Below are 17,012 nucleotides of genomic sequence, written 5' to 3'. Positions count from 1 at the left end.
GGTGGCTCATGCCGGGCATTTTGGGCCCGGCACGGGCGCGTTCAGGCGAGCCGGCCTGCCTGGAAGTCCCGCACCGCCTGCACGAGCTCCGCCTGGGTGTTCATGACGAAGGGGCCGTGCTGCGCGATGGGCTCGCCCAGCGGCCTGCCCGCGATCAGCAGCGCGCGCGTGGGCTTGTCGCCGGCGTGCAGACGCACCCCGTCGCTGCCGGGCGTATTGGCCAGGATGGCCATGCGGCCTTCGGGTTGCTGGCAGCCGGTCGGGTATCTCAAGGCGCCTTCGTAGACGTAGACGAAGGCGTTGAACTCGGGCGGCAGTAGTTGCTCGAAGCGCGCATCGGGCGCGAAGTGCAGGTCCAGGTAGAGCGGCTCGGTGGTGTCGCGCTGCACGGCCCCGGTCACGTCGTGGCTCACACCCGCAATGACACGCGCCTTGACGCCGTCACGTTCGAATTCGGGCACCTCTTGGCTGGCCACGTCGCGGTACCAGGGCGCGCGCAGCTTGTCCTTGGCAGGCAGGTTCAGCCACAGCTGGAAGCCGGCCATGCGGCCTTCGGTCTGCTCGGGCGTCTCGCTGTGGATGACGCCTCGGCCGGCGGTCATCCACTGCACGCCGCCGTCGCTGATCAGGCCTTCGTTGCCGGCCGAATCGCGATGGCGCATGCGGCCGGCGAGCATGTAGGTGATGGTCTCGAAGCCGCGGTGCGGATGGGCCGGGAAGCCGGCGATGTAGTCGTCCGGGTTGTCCGTGCCGAAGGCGTCCAGCATCAGGAAAGGATCCAGCCGGCGCTGCAGGTTGTTCGTCAGCACGCGGTTGAGCTTGACGCCGGCACCGTCACTGGTCGGCTGACCGGCGACAAGGCGCTCGACCTCGCGCGGTTGGTTCAACAGGGATGTGGCGACGGTGCTCATGGCGTTCTTTCAGGCTGCGAGGAGTTGGGTGATTTGCGAACGGGCTTGAGCCAGGCCTTGCTCGGCCGCGAAGGCCATGCCTTCCGCGTAGACGAACTCGATGTCGGTCATGCCCAGGAAGGCCAGCACGTTGCGCAGATAGGGCGTCATCACGTCACTGGGCTGGTCACGGTGGATGCCGCCGCGGCTGGTGACGACGAACACCTTTTTGCCAGTCAGCAAGCCGACGGGGCCCTTCTCGGTGTACTTGAAGGTGACACCGGCGCGGGCCACCGCATCGATCCAGTTCTTGAACTGGGCGGTGACGTTGAAGTTGTACATGGGCACGCCAATGACGACCGTGTCGGCGGCCTGCAGCTCGGCGATCAGCGCGTCGTCCAGCGCGACGCGGGCGGCCTGCTCGGGGCTGCGCTTGTCGGCGGGCGTGAACAGGGCGCCCAGTGCGGCTTCGTCCAGCACGGGCTGGGGCGTCAGCGTCAGGTCGCGCACGGTGACGGTGGCTTGGGGCGTGGTGGCGCGCAGGCCGGCGGTCAGTTCGTTGGCCAGGCGGGTGGACACCGAGCCCTCGTTGTCGGTGGCACGGCGGGCGCTGGCGTTGATTTGCAGGATGTTCATTCGGTGCTCCTGGAGGGGCGGTTGCGATGGAATGAACTCTAGGATTCGACAATCGAGTCCGGAAGGCGGAGATTTGCATAAGATTGTTCCGCCAATGGATCAATAGAGCCAATGATGGAGTCCGACGCCGACGACCTTCTGCTGTTTGCCCGCGTCATGGAGGCGGGCAGCTTCAGCCGCGCCGCCGAGCGCGTGCACTGGCCCAAGAGCACGGTGTCCCGGCGCATCGCAGCGCTGGAGGCCCGCCTGGGCGAGAAGCTGCTGCTGCGCACGACGCGAAAGCTGTCGCTGACCGACTTTGGCGCCGGCGTCCTGGAGCATGCCCGCGCCGTGGCGGCCGAGGTGGACGGCGCGCTGGCCCTGGCCCTGCACCGCCAGCAAAAGCCCAGCGGCCGGCTGCGCGTCAGCATGCCGGCGGACTTTGCCGAGCGCGTGGCCGCCGGCATGCTGGCCGAGTTCGCGCTCGCCTACCCCGAGGTGCAGCTGGAGCTGGACCTGACGCCACGGCGTGTCGATCTTGTCGGCGAGGGATTCGACCTCGCCATCCGCATGGGCCAGATGGACGAGGACAGCCAGCTCACCGCCCGCAAGCTGGCCACGACGCACTGGGGGCTGTACGCCTCGCCCGGCTATCTGGCGCGCGTCGGCGAGCCGCTGATGCCGCAGGCGCTGGACAACATGCACGGCCTGATGCTGCTGACCCGCACCGGCGAGCCCGTGCCCTGGTGGCTGCAACGCGCGGGCAGCGAGCCGGTGCTCGCCCGGCCTGCCCAGCGCACGCTGGCCAATTCGCCCAGCCTGCTGGCCCAATTGGCGCTCAGCGGCGTGGGCATTGCCGGCGTGGACCGGCTGCTGGTGCGCCACTCGGTGGAGCTGGGGGCGCTGCAGCGCCTGCTGCCGGACTGGCAGCTGCCCGGCTCCAGCTGCTGGGCCGTGTTCCCGGAGCGCCGGCTGATGCCGCTGCGCACGCGGGTGTTCCTGGAGGCGATGTCAGCGCTGCTGGACGCCTGCCCGGCGCCGGGCGCCTGAAGAAGCTGCGAGCGGAATTACTCGTCCACGTTGTTGAACGCGAACTCGATGGCCACCTCGCGCGGGGCCGGGATGGGCTCGAAACGCCATTGCTTGACGGCGTCGACCGCCGCGATGCCCAGCCGGTTGTGGCTGGCCGCCAGGGCCTCGGCTTTGCTGATGGAGCCATCGCGCGCCACGGTGAACTTCACGCGGGCAAACCCGTCGCGGAAGGTCTGCTGCTGCAGCTGGCGCGGGATGGCCGGGTTGACGCGCGAAAGCAGCTTGAGCGGCACCTCGGCTTCCTCGGCCGGCGGGGGCGGCGGCTCAACGGCGCGCGCGGCGGTGGCCATGGGCGCTGCTGGCGCCGGTGTGGGCGAAGCCATGGCCAGCAGCACGGCGGGCGCGCGTTCCGGTTCGGGGTCGGGGAGCGCCGCCGCCGTGGTGAGCGGGGCTGGCGCTGCGGTCTGAGCCAGGGCAGGCGCCGGCCTGGGTGCGGCGGCAACGGGCGCGGGGGCCGGGGCGGGCGTGGGCTTGCGCACTGCGGGGGCAGGTGCTGCGGCCTGCACAGGCGCTGGTGCAGGGGCTGGCGCCTGGCGGCTGGCGCCCTTGTCGCCGTTGAGCTTGATCCAGTGGAAGACGGCGTCGGCGGCCTTCTGTGCGCGCTCCAGGCTCTTGTCGGCCTTGGGTGCTTCCGTCTGCGCCATGGCCATCTGGCCGAGCAACAGCAGGGTGGCCGCGATGGCGGTCATCTTGGGCGTTAGGGGGGTACGCAGTCCAGGAGGCATTGCAGGTCCACGAAGACGGGTGAAGAAAGGCCGGCCACGTTCCGGCGCCCGCACTCTAGTCAACCGCGGGCAGGGCAGAAGCCGGGTTTGTCCCCCGAAATGTGCAATTTGGAGCGTTTCTCGGCAAAGCTCGGCGGCGCTCAAGCCTTGCCGAGCAGGCTGCGGCAGCGCTTCTCGTGCTGGCGGATCTCGGCGAGCGTCACCTCGATGTCGTGGCGCTGCTGCTCCAGCTGTTCACGGTGCCGCGCCAGGATGACCAGGAAGGCCTGCAGCTGCGGCGCTGCGCTGGCCTGGCTGTCGTACATGTCGACGAGCTGCTTGATCTCCTGAAGCGCCAGGCCCAGGCGCTTGCCACGCAGCGTGAGCTTGAGGCGAGTGCGGTCGCGCGGCGCGTAGACACGGTTGCGTCCCTTGCGGCCGGGCTCCAGCAGGCCGGCTTCCTCGTAGAAGCGGATGGCGCGCGGCGTGATGTCGAACTCGGCCGCCAGCTCGGTGATCGTGAAGGTGGTTTCGGTCGCGGCGGCGACAGGTTTGCGGGAGGGCATGGCTAAACTGGATTGACGTTAACGTCAGTCTAGAACGGTCATGGGTAATCCACGCGAATCCGAATTGCACTATCCGCTGGGCGAAACCCTGCCCGGCCCAGGCGAAGCGCTGGACCTGGCGCCCGGCCTGCGCTGGGTGCGCATGGGCCTGCCGTTCGCGCTGGACCACATCAACCTGTGGTTGCTGCGCGACCGCATCGATGGCCGCGAGGGCTGGACCATCGTCGACTGCGGCATCAGCAGCGACGAGACGCGGGCGAACTGGGAGACCGTCTTCGCCGAGCGTCTGGACGGCCTTCCGGTGCTGCGCGTCATCGCCACGCACTTCCATCCGGACCATCTCGGCCTGGCGCATTGGCTGACCGAGAAGTGGCGCTGCCGTTTGTGGATGAGCGCCACCGACTACAACCTGGCCCGCCTCGCCAGCGGCTCCACCGTCGGCATGGGTGGCGCCGCAGCGGCCACCTTCTTCGGCAGCCATGGTCTGAGCGATGAAGAGTCGCTGGCCAAGATCCGCGACCGCGCCGATTACTACCCGAAGATGGTGCCCGTCGTGCCGTCCAGCTACCGGCGGTTGATGGATGGCGCCGAGGTCGAGATCGGCGGGCGCGTCTGGCGCTGCATCGCCGGCTACGGCCACGCCCCGGAGCACATCAGCCTGTTCTGCGCAGAAGCCAAGCTGCTGATCTCTGGCGACATGGTGCTGCCGCGCATCTCGACCAATGTGTCCGTCGTCGATGTCGAGCCCGAGGCCGACCCGCTGACGCTCTATCTCAACTCACTGACGCGCTATCTCGACCTGCCGGCCGACACACTGGTGCTGCCCTCGCACGGCAAGCCCTTCACCGGCCTGCATGCGCGCATCGACCAGCTGCGCGAACACCACGACGAGCGCCTGGCCGAGGTCGTTGCCGCCTGCCGCGCCGCGCCGACGCATGCGGCCGGGCTGCTGGGCGTGCTGTTCAAGCGCAAGCTGGACCTGCACCAGACCACCTTTGCGATGGGCGAGGCCATTGCGCACCTGCACGCGCTGTGGCTGAAGGGGGAACTCAGGCGCGAGCTGGGCGATGACGGCGTCTACCGCTTCGTGCCGACTTGAACGAGCCCCTTGCCCATTGTCGCCTCGCTGAACGCAGTCGGGCCTGGTCGGTCTTGCAGACCGCGCTGCGGCAGTGCCGCAGCTCTTCGGCAGGCACATCCCGCCCACTGGGCGCGATGTGTCCGGCCTCAGCCCCCGAGGGGACGGCGATGCGTGCGGCATTGAGCCGCCCGCACATCGCCAGGCGGGCCGGCTTGGGAGCGGCCCGGCGCTCGGCCCGCAAATTTCATGCGTCGCGGGTGGTGGTGCGCAGCAGCACCAAAAGAAAAGCCGCCGCAGGATGCCTGCGGCGGCTTGTCGGCCTTCTTGGTACCTCTCTCCCTCACTCCGCCGGATCTAGCCGGCTTCCGGTACCTGTGGTGACAGCGTTCGACACGAAGTGTTGCTGAACGTGTCTGCGTCAGGGGGATGGCCGCCGGGGAATATTCACAACCGCGGCCCGGCCGAGCTGTTTTTTGCGCCGAGCGTGGGGATCACTGCACGACGATCGATTCCTCGCGCAACGCCTCTCGCGAGCGCTCGAAATCCGGCAGCACCGAGCGCACCGTGTCCCAGAAGGCCGGGCTGTGGTTCATCTCGCGCAGATGGGCCAGCTCATGGGCCACGACATAGTCAATGATGGCCGGCGCAAAGTGGATGAGGCGCCAGTTCAGGCGAATGCTGCCGTCCGCACTCGCGCTGCCCCAGCGGGTCTGGGCGGACGAGAGGCGCAGCGACTTCATCGCCACGCCCAGCCGCTCGGCAAACAGCCGGCAGCGGGGCAGGAAGTCTTCCTTGGCGCGCGCCTGAAGCCAGGACTGGCTCAGGTCGCGGATCTGCTCCGGCGCCGCATCGTGCGCCAGCGGCAGGCGCAACTCGCGCGTGGTGGCGTCCCACACGACTTCGCGTTCACCCGGCGCGACCACCAGCGTCAGCGGCTGGCCCAGGTAGGGCAGGCGGCCGCCGTGGATCCAGTCGATGCGCGCGGCCTGCATGCGCTGCTGGCGCTCGCGCTGCTCGACGATCTTGCGCAGGATCCAGTCACCCTTGTGATGCAGGGCGCGCTCGATCTCGGCGATGGGCACCCAGCGCGGCGCACTGACGCGCAGGCCCTGCGGCCCGACGACGAAGCCGATGCTGCGCCGCCGCGCGCGCTTGAGTTCATAGCCCACGCGGTGCTGGCCCAGCCACAGCTCGCGCTTGGACTTGGCCGCGCCAGGGTCGGCGGGCGAAACGTCGGCCTCGGCATCGAACAACGCCAGCTGGCTGTCCTGCAGGAGCGGTGAGGCCGGGCGCTTGGGCGGCATGGCGGTCAGCGCTGGCTCGCGGCCGGGTCGCCGGCGACGCCAGCGGGCGGAGGGTTGCCGGCGTAGGCCTCCGGGTCGAGGCGGCGCATCTCGCCCTCTATCCAGTCCTTGACCTCCGCCATCAGCTCGCCGGGTGCACGGCCCACCGACGGCATCTGCTTGCCGATGGAAACGTCCACGACGCCGGGCCGCAGCAGGAAGCTCTTGCGGGGCCAGCAGCGCGCCGCCGTGGCGGCGATGGGCACGACGGGCAGGCCGGCCTCGATGGCCAGGCGCGTGCCGCCGGTCTTGTAGTCGCCCACCTCGCCGCGCGCGATGCGCGTGCCTTCCGGGAACATGATGACCCAGTTGCCCTGGCCGCCCAGGCGCTTGCCCTGCTTGAGCACCTTGTTCCAGGCCTCGGTGCGGCGGCCGCGGTCGATGTGGATCATGTCCATGCGCGCCATCGCCCAGCCGAAGAAGGGCACGTAGAGCAGTTCGCGCTTGAAGACGTAGGCCAGCGGATGGCTGAACAGCGCCGGGTAGGCAAACGTCTCCCAGGTGCTCTGGTGCTTGGACAGCAGCACGACCCCGGCGCGGCGGTCCGAAGCGGGCGGCAGGTTCTCCATGCCGTGAATGCGCCAGCGGATGCCGCAGATGAAGCGGGCGCTCCAGATGGCGAGCTTGAGCCAGCCGGCGCAGGCCCAGTAGATCGGGTCGCCGCGCCGGAAGATCGACAGGATGACGACGGCCGTCGCCCAGGGGATGACCGTGACGATGAGGACGAGGACGAAGATCAGCGAGCGGATGGCGCTCAGCAGCGTGGACATCACAGAAGGTCTCCGGCCTGGGTATCGGGTGAGAAGGCCTTGCCGCGCTGCTCGGCGACGCGGCGGCGTTCCTCCTGGATGAGGGTCTCGGCGAAGCTCTTCAGGTCGTCGTGCACGCGGGCGTTGGGCACCTGCACGAGCAGGTTGGCGAGTTCGTCGGTGCTGAGATGGCCAAAGGGGCCGGTCAGCACCAGGTGAGGGATGCAGCCGGCGTTCTGCGCCGTCAACAGGTCGGTCAGCGCCGCGCCGACCATGTGCACGTCGGGCAGATCGACGTCGAAGCGCTCGCCGATCTGCTGGATGAGCCCGGGCAGCGGCTTGCGGCAGTCGCAGCCCTCCTCGGGCGTGTGGGGGCAGAAGAAGGCGGCGTCCAGGCGCCCGCCCTTCTCGGCGAGCAGCTGGTTCAGCCGCAGGTGCACGGCGTTCAGCGAGGCCATGTCCAGCAGTCCGCGGCCGATGCCGGCCTGGTTGGTGGCGAGCACCGTGTGCCAGCCGGCATGGTTCAGCCGCGCGACGGCCTCCAGTGCGCCGGGCAGCGGGTCCAGTTCCTCGGGCGCCTTGACGTGGTCGTCGCGGTAACGGTTGATCGTGCCGTCGCGGCCGAGGATGACCAGCTTCATGCCATGGGCGTGGTCGGAGCGCATCGGTTCAGGTTGCGAGGCGCGACAGGTCGGCCACGCGGTTCATCGCCGCATGCAGGCGACCCAGCAGCGCCAGGCGGTTGGCGCGCAGCGCGGCGTCTTCGGCGTTCACCATCACGTCATCGAAGAAGGCATCGACCGGCGCCTTCAGCGCGGCCAGGGCCTTCAGCGAGCCGGTGTAGTCATGCTGCTCGAACAGGAGGTCAGCGGCGGGCTGGACTTCGGCAATCGCGGCGGCCAGCGCTTGCTCGGCGGTTTCCTTCAGCAGGTCCGGGTTGATGGCCGTGGGCAGATCGCCCTCGACCTTCTTCAGGATGTTGCCAACGCGCTTGTTGGCGGCGGCCAGCGGCGCGGCTTCGTCCAGCGCGGCGAAGGCGCGCACGGCTTCGAGGCGCTTCGGCACGTCGCCCAGGCGCGTGGGGTTCAACGCCAGCACGGCGTCGACTTCCTGCGCGCTGTAGCCCTGGTCACGCAGGTTCACCGCCAGGCGGTCGGCGAAGAACGTCAGCAGGGCATCGCGGGGATTCGTGACCAGCTCGCCGAAGGGCGGCACGGCCGCGTCGATCAGCGCCGGCAGGTCGAGCGGCAGATTCTTCTCGACCAGGATGCGGATGACGCCCAGCGCATGGCGGCGCAGCGCGAACGGGTCCTTGTCGCCGGTGGGCAACTGGCCGATGCCGAACAGGCCCACCAGCGTCTCCAGCTTGTCGGCCAGCGCCACCACCGTGCCGGTGTGGTTGCGCGGCAGCGCGTCGCCGGCGAAGCGGGGCTTGTAGTGGTCCTCAATGGCGATGGCGACACCGTCGCGCAGGCCCTCGTGGCGAGCGTAGTAGCCGCCCATGATCCCTTGCAGCTCGGGGAACTCGCCCACCATGTCGGTCAGCAGGTCGCACTTGGCGAGGCTGGCTGCCTGCTTGACCTTGCTGTCCAGCACCTTGAACTCGTCGTCGGCCTCGACCGTGTAGGGCAGCGTCGCCATGCTCAGCTGGTTGACGATGGCGTGGCCAATCGCGCGCACGCGATCGGCGCGCTCACCCTGGCTGCCCAGCTTGCCGTGATAGACGACCTTGGCCAGGCCTGGCAGGCGGTCTTCGAGCTTCTTCTTGCGGTCCTGGTCGAAGAAGAACTTGGCATCGGCCAGGCGCGGGCGCACGACGCGCTCGTTGCCCTGCACGACGGCGCTGGCGTCGGCCGGCGCGATGTTGCTGACGACGAGGAAGTGGCGGGTCAGCTTGCCGTGCCAATCCAGCAGCGGGAAGTACTTCTGGTTGGCCTTCATCGTCAGGATGAGGCACTCCTGAGGTACGGCGAGGAACTCGGCTTCGAAGGCGCAGGTCAGCACGTTGGGGCGCTCGACGAGGGCGGTGACTTCGTCCAGCAGCGCGTCGTCATCGATGGGGGTCAGGCTCAGTGCATCGGCCGCGCCCTTGAGCTGGCGCGAGATCTCGGCGCGGCGCTCGGCGAAGCTGGCGATGACGGCGCCCTGGTCACGCAACTGAGCGGTATAGCTGTCGGCGGAGGCGATGGACAGATCGGGCGTGGCGGCCTCAAAGCGATGGCCCTTGGTCACGCGGCCAGAAGTCAAGCCGAGGGCCTGGACCGGAACGACGTCAGCGCCGTGGAGCGCGATCAGGCCATGCGCCGGGCGCACGAATTTCACGTCGCTCCAGCCGTCGGCGAGCTGATAGCTCATGACCTTGGGTATGGGCAGCTTGGCGAGCGTCTCGTCGAGCGCCTTCTGCAGGCCTTGGGCGAGTGTGGCGCCAGCGACCATGCTGTCCCAGAACAGCGCCTCGGCCTTGCCGTCGGGCAGGCGTTTCAGCTGAGGAACGACTTCAGGGCCGGCGCCAATGGACGTGAGCTTCTTCAGCAGCGCGGGCGTGGCCTGACCGTCGGCGGTGAGCGCGACGGCGACGGGCATCAGCTTCTGCTGCACGGCCTTGTCGGCAGCCTTGGCAGCGACGTTGGCGATATGCACGCCGAGCCGGCGCGGCGAAGCGAAGGACGTGACGGCCGCGTCAGGCGCGGCGAGGCCGTGCGCCTTGAGGCTGTCGGCCAGCACCGTGGCGAACGACTCGCCCAGCTTCCTCAGCGCCTTGGGCGGCAGCTCTTCGACAAACAGTTCAACGAGCAGATTCATCAAGCGGCCGCCTTCTTGCTGTTCTTCAGTTCGATCTGCGCGACGACTTCATCCGCCCAGGCCTTCGGCGCCATCGGGAATCCGAGACGCGCGCGGCTGTCCAGATAGCTCTGCGCCACGGCGCGCGCGAGGTTGCGGATGCGGCCGATGTAGGCGGCCCGCTCGGTCACGCTGATCGCGCCGCGCGCGTCCAGCAGGTTGAAGCTGTGGCCGGCCTTCAGCAGCTGCTCGTAGGCGGGCAGGGCGAGCTTCTCGGCCATCAGCTCCTGGCTCTTCTTCTCATGTGCGGCAAAGGCACCGAGCAGGAAGTCCACGTCGCTGTGCTCGAAGTTGTACGTGCTCTGCTCGACCTCGTTCTGGTGGAACACATCGCCGTAGGTCAGGCCGTCCGTGTAGACCAGGTCGTAGACCGATTCCTTGCCCTGCAGGTACATCGCCAGGCGTTCCAGCCCGTAGGTGATCTCACCGGTGATGGGCTTGCAGTCAATGCCGCCGACCTGCTGGAAATAGGTGAACTGCGTCACCTCCATGCCGTTCAGCCAGACCTCCCAGCCCAGGCCCCAGCAGCCGAGAGTCGGGTTCTCCCAATCGTCCTCGACGAAGCGCACGTCGTTCTTCTTCAGGTCGAAACCTAACGCTTCCAATGAGCCGAGGTAGAGCTCCAGGATGTTGGCCGGCGCGGGCTTGAGCACGACCTGGTACTGGTAGTAGTGCTGCAGGCGGTTGGGGTTCTCGCCGTAGCGGCCGTCCTTGGGGCGGCGGCTGGGTTGCACGTAGCCGGCCTTCCAGGGCTCGGGGCCGAGGGCGCGCAGGAAGGTGGCAGTGTGGCTGGTGCCGGCGCCGACTTCCATGTCGTAAGGCTGTAGCAGCGCGCAGCCTTGTTGGGACCAATAGTCCTGAAGCTTCAGGATGATTTGCTGGAAGGTCAGCATGGGGAGGGGGGAGAGGGGGGTGGTCGATTCTATGAGGCCGCCTTCTTGAGGCCCATCAGGGTCAACAGCGCAAAACCCCAGAGCGGCCACAGGCCCAACGCGGCGAGCCAGCGGGCATACGGCGTGGTGCCGGCACGGCCGTCGACGCTGGCTTCCAGCACGCCGCGTTCGAGCGGTGGCATGCGGGCGGTGACGTGGCCGCGGTGATCGAGGACGGCGGTGGCGCCGGTGTTCGTCGAACGCACGACGGGCCGCTGGAATTCGAGCGCGCGCATCTGCGAGAACTGCAGGTGCTGGTCCTGGATCATGACGGTGCCGAACCAGGCCAGGTTGCTGACATTGACGAAGACGGTTGCGGCGTCAGGGCCGACGGCGCTCTGCACGACGTCCTCGCCGAACAGATCCTCGTAGCAGATCAGCGGCCGCAGGCGCTGGCCGGCCACGGCCCAGGGGCGCTGATGATCGCCGCGCGCCTGGTCGTCCAGCGGGATGTTCATTGCACGCACGAACCAGCCCAGGCCCGGCGGGATGAATTCGCCGAAGGGCAACAGGTGGCGCTTGCCGTATCGGTAGTTGCTGCCGAGGGCGACGACGGAGTTCACCCAGCCTTCGTCGGCGTTGCCGAGGAATGCGCCCAGCAGCGCGGGCCGCTCCGGGCGAGACAGGCGGGTGAGCGTGGCCGGGTCCAGCTCCACCAACGGCAGCGGCACGACGGATTCGGGCGTGATGACGACCTGGCCTTTGGCCGATTCGATGAGCCTGGCCAGCGCTTCGAGGTTGGCGGCAAAGCGGGCGGGGTCGAACTTCTGGTCCTGTGGGATGCTGGGTTGCACGAGGGACACGGCGATGGGGCCGGTCGACGTGGTGAAGTCCTGCGGCAGCAGCAGCCCTGCGAGCGGCAGCAGCAGGGCCGGTGCGGCGAAGCGCCAGTCGCGTTCCTTCAGCAGTGCGAGCCCCGACGCAGCCAGCGCTGCCAGCGCCGTGATGCCGTAGATGCCAATCCACGGCGCCCAGCCGGCGAGCGGGCCGACCGTGTGGGCATAGCCCGACGCAATCCACGGGAAGCCGCTGAGCCACGTGGCCCGGGCCAGCTCGGCCAGCAGCCAGGCCGGCACCAGGGCCAGCAGCCGCCAGCGCCCGGGGGTGATCCAGCGCGCCGTCAGGCCCAGGGCAATGGCGTAGTAGCCGCTCAGAAAGGCCGCCAGCAGCCCCACGGCCAGCGCCGCGGCCAGCCACGGGATGCCGCCGAACTGGTGCATGCTGATATGCAGCCACCACAGGCCCGAGGCCAGCCAGCTGAAGCCGAACAGCGCGCCGCAAACCGCAGCCACGCGCGGTGTGGCGTGGGCGACGACCCCGAAAAGCAACGCGAGGGCGGCGATCTGCGCCCACCAGGCTTCGGTGGGCGCGAAGGAGGCGGTCTGCAGCAGCCCGGCGGCCAGCGCGGCCGCAGCGGCAACGCCCGTTCTCACGCCTCGGACTCGCCTTCAGGGACGCGCGTGACCTTGAACCAGCGCACGGCACCGCCGCGGGTCAGCATGACGGCGAAATTCAGGCCGCCCACCCGCACGGATTCGCCACGGCGCGGCACCCGGCCATGCTCGTGGGCGATCAGGCCGCCGATGGTGTCGAAGTCGTCGTCGGGCAGGGCCAGGCCGAAGCTGCCGTTGACCGCCGCGATGGTCGCGTCGCCGGCCACGCGCTGGCTGCCGTCGGCCAGCGTGTACAGGCCCGACTCGCCGTCCTTGTCGTCGAACTCGTCCTCGATCTCGCCGACGATTTCTTCCAGCACGTCCTCGATGGTGATGAGGCCGGCCGTGTTGCCGAACTCATCGATGACGATGGCCAGGTGATTGCGGTTGGAACGGAAGTCCCGCAGCAGCTCGTTCAGGCCCTTGCTCTCGGGTACGAACACCGTCGGGCGCAGCAGCGCGCGCAGGTTCAGCTCGGGGGCTCGCTGCATCTTCAGCAGGTCCTTGGCGAGCAGGATGCCGATGATGTTGTCGCGCGTGTCCTCGTAGACGGGGAAGCGCGAGTGACCGGTATCGATGACGATGCCGAGCAGCTCGTCGTAGGGCGCATCGATGTCCAGCAGGTCCATGCGTGGCGTGGCCACCATGGCGTCGCCGGCCGACAGCTCGGCCATGCGCAGCACGCCTTCCAGCATCTGGCGCGACTCGGGCTCGATCAGCTCGCGCTGCTCGGCGTCGGCCAGGGTTTCGATCAGTTCGGACTTGGAGTCGGGGCCGGGGTGCAGAAACTCCAGCATGCGCTCCAGCAGGCCGCGGGCCTCGGGCGGGTGTTTGGCGGCCCCGCGAACTGGGGGCCGGCCTGAATGCGGTTCGCTCAAGGGGAACTGTCAGGATATTGCGGAAGGGACAGAATAGCCGATTGGTTTGACAGCGCCTTGCCTTGCGGCGCTTCGTCCCTATATCTGCTGCCTTCTTTGGAAAACGGTTCCCGCCATGTCTTCTTCCGCCAACGGCCTCATCCCCGCCACCATCCTGACCGGCTTTTTGGGCGCCGGGAAAACCACGCTGCTCAAGCGCATCCTGACCGAGGCCCACGGCCAGAAGATCGCCGTCATCGAAAACGAGTTCGGCGAAGAGAACATCGACACCGACATCCTGGTGTCGGACACCAACGAGCAGATCATCCAGATGAACAACGGCTGCGTCTGCTGCACCATCCGCGAGGATCTGCGCACGACGCTCTCCGACCTGGCCGCCAAGCGCCGCAAGGGTGAACTGAGTTTCGACCGGGTCGTCATCGAAACCACCGGCCTGGCCGACCCCGGCCCCGTCGCCCAGACCTTCTTCATGGACGACGAGATCGCCGAGGCCTACCTGCTGGACTCGGTGCTGACGCTGGTGGACGCCAAGCATGCCGAAGAGCAGCTGAACAGCCGCCAGGAAGCGCGCATGCAGGTCGGGTTCGCCGACCAGCTCTTCATCAGCAAGAGTGACCTGGTGGAGCCGGCTGCCGTGGAGGCGCTGATTCACCGCATCAAGCACATGAACCCGCGAGCGCCCATCCAGACCGCGCATTTCGGCGAGGTGCCGCTCAGCAAGATCTTCGACCTGCGCGGCTTCAACCTGAACGCCAAGCTGGAGATCGACCCCGACTTCCTGACCGCGGACGCGCACCACCACGACCACGACCACGATCATCACGATCATGAGCACGGTGAGCATTGCGACCATCCCCACCATCACGCCCACGACGATGATGTGAAGAGTTTCGTGTTCCGTTCCGACAAGCCCTTCAACCCGGCCAAGCTGGAGGACTTCCTCGGCGCCATCGTGCAGGTCTACGGCCCCAAGATGCTGAGATACAAGGGTGTCCTACACATGAAAGGCACGGAGAAGAAGGTCATTTTCCAAGGCGTGCACCAGATGATGGGATCCGATCTCGGCCCGCGGTGGATGCCGGGAGAGAAAAAGCAGAGCAAGATGGTGTTCATCGGCATCGACCTGCCGAAGGACGTGTTGATGCAAGGTCTGGAAGGTTGTCTGGCGTGATGTTGATGGCCCGCGAAGGCGTTGTTTCGGGCCTACGCGGGCACTTCGATCCTCATGGCTACAATCCGCCGCGCTCAAAGTTGGGCAGCAGGCTGGAAAGCAGTGGGATCAAGGTCTGACACCGCGCCGATGCAAGCCCTGAGCGAGGAGAAGACTGTGAGCAAGACCCCGGCCCCGAAGACCGCATCCAAGGGTGCGAAGAAGAGTGACATTGGCGCCGACGTTGCAACGATGGAGTTGCCCGCGCCGGCCAATCGCTTTGCCGACCGCTTCGCGCCGCCGAAGCCGCCAGCGCGTGGTGCCAACCATGAGGTTGATGCGGCGCCGCGCGTGGCCGCCAAGGGCGACCCCAAGCTCGTCAATGCCTGGAAGAGCAAGCCGGGCGCTGAACTGAGCGACGCCGAAGTCCTGGCCATGCCGGACGCCGAGTACATGAACGCCAAGCAGATCGAGTTCTTCCGCGCCAAGCTGGAAGGCCTCAAGGCGGAGGTGCTGTCCAACGCAGGCGAGACGACCGAGCACCTGCGTGAAGACACCACCATCGTGCCCGACCCGGCCGACCGCGCGACCATCGAGGAAGAGCATGCGCTGGAACTGCGCACGCGCGACCGCGAACGCAAGCTGCTGAAGAAGATCGTCCAGTCCATCATCCGGCTGGACAGTGGCGACTACGGCTACTGCGACGAGACCGGCGAGCCCATCGGCCTGGGCCGGTTGATCGCCCGCCCGACGGCGACGCTGTCGCTCGAGGCGCAGCAGCGCCGCGAGTTGAAGCAGAAGATGTTCGGGGACTGACATGAAGCCCCGCGTCCAAGGAGTACCTTGGCCGGTCCCCCGAGGGGACGGCGATGCTTGCAGCGTTGAGCTGCAAGTACATCGCCTTAGCGGGCCGGCTTGGGAGCGGCCCGGCGCTCGGCCCGAAACACGCTAACTCCTTCGCGCCCATACATGTCCGAATCCAAGCCCGCAGACCCCAAGGAAGGCGACAGTTTCTTCCGCAAGGTTGCGCGCTTTGTCGCCAATCCGACGACGGACTGGGCCGAGATCAATTCGCGCCAGGATGACCCCGAGGGCGACCTCGCCAAGGCCGAGTTGCGCGCCATGGTGGAGCGCAAGCGCCGCAACGATTTCGTGCGCAAGCGCGAACTCGACATGCTGCGCCGCATCCGCCGCGAAGGGCTGACGCCGGAGCAACTGGCTGCGCTGGCCGCGTCGCAGTCCAAGCTCGGCGACGATGAGCGCATCAGCGAGCCCAGCTCCAAGATCGACCTTGGCGTGAAGGCCAAGATCGACGAGATCGAGCAGCAGATGGTGGGCGAGAGCTTTGCGACAACGCAGGCCGTGCCCAAACAGCAGCCGGGTTTCTTCGAGACCAGCACGCGCCCCGTCGCCTTTGCCTCCACCAGCTCCGCGCAGACGCCCATGGATTCGTCCGGCGGCCGCGTCAGCGAGTTCTCGACCCCCAAGGAAGTGCAGCGCCTGTCGGCACCGACGCCGCCCGCCGCCGTCACCATGGGCGCGGCCATTCCGCCACTGTCCGACTCGCCGGCCAGCCGGCTGCCCGACCTGCCGCCGCTGGACATGTCGCTGTCCTTCACGCTGGCCGAATCCGGTGCGGTCGTCGAGGTGCAGGAGGTCGTGCATGACCCCGAATTGGACGAAGCCGTCATCGCCTTTGCCAATGCGGACTACGAGCACAGCGAGCGTTCGCTGACCGAACTCGTTCGCCCGGGCGGCAGCCGCAACCTGCACGGCGAGACCTGGCTGGTGCTGTTTGACCACTACCGCGCCACGGGCGCCCAGGGCAAGTTCGAGGTGCTGGCCGTCGAGTACGCCCAGCAGTTCGGGCTGTCAGCGCCGCAGTGGTTCTCCATGCCCAGGCTGGTGGCCGAATCTGCGCGCCAGGCCAACCGCTCGCCCATGGCCAAGGCCGGCCAGATCAGCTGGACGGCACCGTCCACGCTGAGGGCCGAGGACGTGTCGGTGCTGCAGAAGCGCTCTGAAACTCTGCCCATGCCCTGGGTGTTCGACTGGGGCGCGCTGGATGAGATCGAGATCGAAGCGGCCATCCAGCTGCGCCAGGTGCTGCGCCAATGGGCCCAGCAGCAGGTTGACCAGCGCTGGGTCGGCGGCGACCACTTCCTCACCCAGCTCAAGGAGCTTGCCCCCGTCGGCGAGCGCGACACCGACCCCGCACTGTGGATGCTGCGCCTCGAAGCGCTGCGGCTGGCCAACCGGCCGGACCAGTTCGACGAGGCCGCCATCGACTACTGCGTGACCTATGAGGTCTCGCCGCCCTCCTGGGAGCGCGCCAAGTGCCGCGTGCGCATCGGCAGCGAAGGCACGTCGACCAACAGCCCGGCCAACAGCACGATGCAGAGCGAGGCGCAATCGAGCTTCCTCGACACCGGCCTGCTCGACCCCGCGAGCGCGACGGTTCAGGTGGAGCTCAAGGGCCAGCTCAGCGGCGACATTTCCGACACGCTCCGTTCCATGGGTGGCGAGGTCGGCGAGGCCAGCCTCATCAACATCTCGTGCACCAAGCTGATCCGCCTGGACTTCATGGCCGCTGGCGACCTGCTGAACTGGGTGCTGCAGCGCCGCAGCGAGAACCGCATGGTGGTCTTCAACGACGCCCACCGCCTCGTCGCACTGTTCTTTGGCGCGATGGGCATCAACGAGCATGCGAAGGTGAAGGTCAGAATCAACTGATCTTG

At 67.9% G+C, this 17,012-nt stretch carries 16 protein-coding genes; 5 read left to right on the top strand and 11 right to left on the bottom strand.

The features are described 5' to 3' along the window. Positions 1 to 41 precede the first annotated feature (41 nt). Together AC0IZJ_RS12875 and AC0IZJ_RS12870 are read right to left on the bottom strand one after the other, a co-directional pair. Positions 42 to 911, bottom strand: a complete 870-nt coding sequence (locus AC0IZJ_RS12875; protein ID WP_471850264.1) for a pirin family protein — start codon at positions 909 to 911, stop codon at positions 42 to 44. A gap of 9 nt (positions 912 to 920) precedes the next feature. After that, on the bottom strand, positions 921 to 1,526 hold the full coding sequence (locus tag AC0IZJ_RS12870; RefSeq protein WP_471850262.1) for an FMN-dependent NADH-azoreductase: 606 nt from the start codon (positions 1,524 to 1,526) through the stop codon (positions 921 to 923). Positions 1,527 to 1,637: 111 nt separating this feature from the next. Here AC0IZJ_RS12870 and AC0IZJ_RS12865 point away from each other — a divergent pair, with 111 nt between their 5' ends. Beyond that, positions 1,638 to 2,555, top strand: a complete 918-nt coding sequence (locus AC0IZJ_RS12865; protein ID WP_471850260.1) for a LysR family transcriptional regulator — start codon at positions 1,638 to 1,640, stop codon at positions 2,553 to 2,555. Positions 2,556 to 2,572: 17 nt separating this feature from the next. Here AC0IZJ_RS12865 and AC0IZJ_RS12860 read toward each other — a convergent pair whose 3' ends face one another. Further along, positions 2,573 to 3,286: an energy transducer TonB gene (locus AC0IZJ_RS12860; protein ID WP_471850258.1), complete on the bottom strand. Its 714-nt coding sequence runs from the start codon at positions 3,284 to 3,286 to the stop codon at positions 2,573 to 2,575. 176 nt (positions 3,287 to 3,462) lie between these two features. Beyond that, positions 3,463 to 3,867, bottom strand: a complete 405-nt coding sequence (locus AC0IZJ_RS12855; RefSeq protein WP_471850256.1) for a MerR family transcriptional regulator — start codon at positions 3,865 to 3,867, stop codon at positions 3,463 to 3,465. 40 nt (positions 3,868 to 3,907) lie between these two features. Here AC0IZJ_RS12855 and AC0IZJ_RS12850 point away from each other — a divergent pair, with 40 nt between their 5' ends. Then, positions 3,908 to 4,966 (top strand): MBL fold metallo-hydrolase, encoded by a 1,059-nt coding sequence (locus tag AC0IZJ_RS12850; protein WP_471850254.1) that lies wholly within the window; start codon positions 3,908 to 3,910, stop codon positions 4,964 to 4,966. Positions 4,967 to 5,439: 473 nt separating this feature from the next. Here the strand turns inward: AC0IZJ_RS12850 and AC0IZJ_RS12845 are convergent, their stop codons facing one another. From AC0IZJ_RS12845 to AC0IZJ_RS12815, 7 genes are read right to left on the bottom strand one after another with little or no spacing between them, the layout of a single operon-like run. Continuing rightward, positions 5,440 to 6,252, bottom strand: a complete 813-nt coding sequence (locus AC0IZJ_RS12845) for a M48 family metallopeptidase (protein WP_471850252.1) — start codon at positions 6,250 to 6,252, stop codon at positions 5,440 to 5,442. Positions 6,253 to 6,257: 5 nt separating this feature from the next. After that, complete coding sequence (locus tag AC0IZJ_RS12840; protein WP_471850250.1) at positions 6,258 to 7,061, bottom strand: lysophospholipid acyltransferase family protein; 804 nt, start codon at positions 7,059 to 7,061, stop codon at positions 6,258 to 6,260. Further along, positions 7,061 to 7,705, bottom strand: coding sequence for a D-glycero-beta-D-manno-heptose 1,7-bisphosphate 7-phosphatase (gene gmhB, locus AC0IZJ_RS12835; protein ID WP_471850248.1), 645 nt, complete (start codon positions 7,703 to 7,705; stop codon positions 7,061 to 7,063). The genes AC0IZJ_RS12840 and gmhB overlap by 1 nt, the downstream gene beginning before the upstream one ends. A gap of 4 nt (positions 7,706 to 7,709) precedes the next feature. Next, entirely contained in the window at positions 7,710 to 9,842 is a 2,133-nt protein-coding gene (gene glyS / locus AC0IZJ_RS12830; RefSeq protein ID WP_471850246.1) for a glycine--tRNA ligase subunit beta, read from the bottom strand. Next, on the bottom strand, positions 9,842 to 10,774 hold the full coding sequence (gene glyQ, locus AC0IZJ_RS12825; RefSeq protein ID WP_471850244.1) for a glycine--tRNA ligase subunit alpha: 933 nt from the start codon (positions 10,772 to 10,774) through the stop codon (positions 9,842 to 9,844). Before glyQ ends, glyS begins: the two co-directional genes overlap by 1 nt. Positions 10,775 to 10,803: 29 nt before the next feature. Further along, the gene (lnt, locus tag AC0IZJ_RS12820; RefSeq protein WP_471850242.1) at positions 10,804 to 12,246 is read right to left on the bottom strand and encodes an apolipoprotein N-acyltransferase; all 1,443 of its coding nucleotides are present in this window, start codon (positions 12,244 to 12,246) and stop codon (positions 10,804 to 10,806) included. Then, positions 12,243 to 13,124 carry an HlyC/CorC family transporter gene (locus AC0IZJ_RS12815; protein ID WP_471850240.1) on the bottom strand — a complete coding sequence of 294 codons (882 nt, stop codon included), beginning with the start codon at positions 13,122 to 13,124 and terminating at the stop codon, positions 12,243 to 12,245. Before AC0IZJ_RS12815 ends, lnt begins: the two co-directional genes overlap by 4 nt. A 115-nt stretch (positions 13,125 to 13,239) precedes the next feature. Between AC0IZJ_RS12815 and AC0IZJ_RS12810 the strand changes: the two genes are divergently transcribed. The 3 genes from AC0IZJ_RS12810 (at position 13,240) to AC0IZJ_RS12800 (ending at position 17,007) form a co-directional block, all read left to right on the top strand. Beyond that, complete coding sequence (locus AC0IZJ_RS12810) at positions 13,240 to 14,295, top strand: CobW family GTP-binding protein (protein WP_471850238.1); 1,056 nt, start codon at positions 13,240 to 13,242, stop codon at positions 14,293 to 14,295. A 156-nt stretch (positions 14,296 to 14,451) separates the two neighbouring features. Further along, positions 14,452 to 15,090 carry an RNA polymerase-binding protein DksA gene (gene dksA, locus AC0IZJ_RS12805; protein WP_471850236.1) on the top strand — a complete coding sequence of 213 codons (639 nt, stop codon included), beginning with the start codon at positions 14,452 to 14,454 and terminating at the stop codon, positions 15,088 to 15,090. A 153-nt stretch (positions 15,091 to 15,243) separates the two neighbouring features. Then, the gene (locus AC0IZJ_RS12800) at positions 15,244 to 17,007 is read left to right on the top strand and encodes a hypothetical protein (protein ID WP_471850234.1); all 1,764 of its coding nucleotides are present in this window, start codon (positions 15,244 to 15,246) and stop codon (positions 17,005 to 17,007) included. The last annotated feature ends 5 nt before the right edge of the window (positions 17,008 to 17,012 follow it).

This window comes from Roseateles sp. AC306 (assembly GCF_979253795.1).
This window is presented reverse-complemented; position numbering and strand designations above follow the sequence as displayed.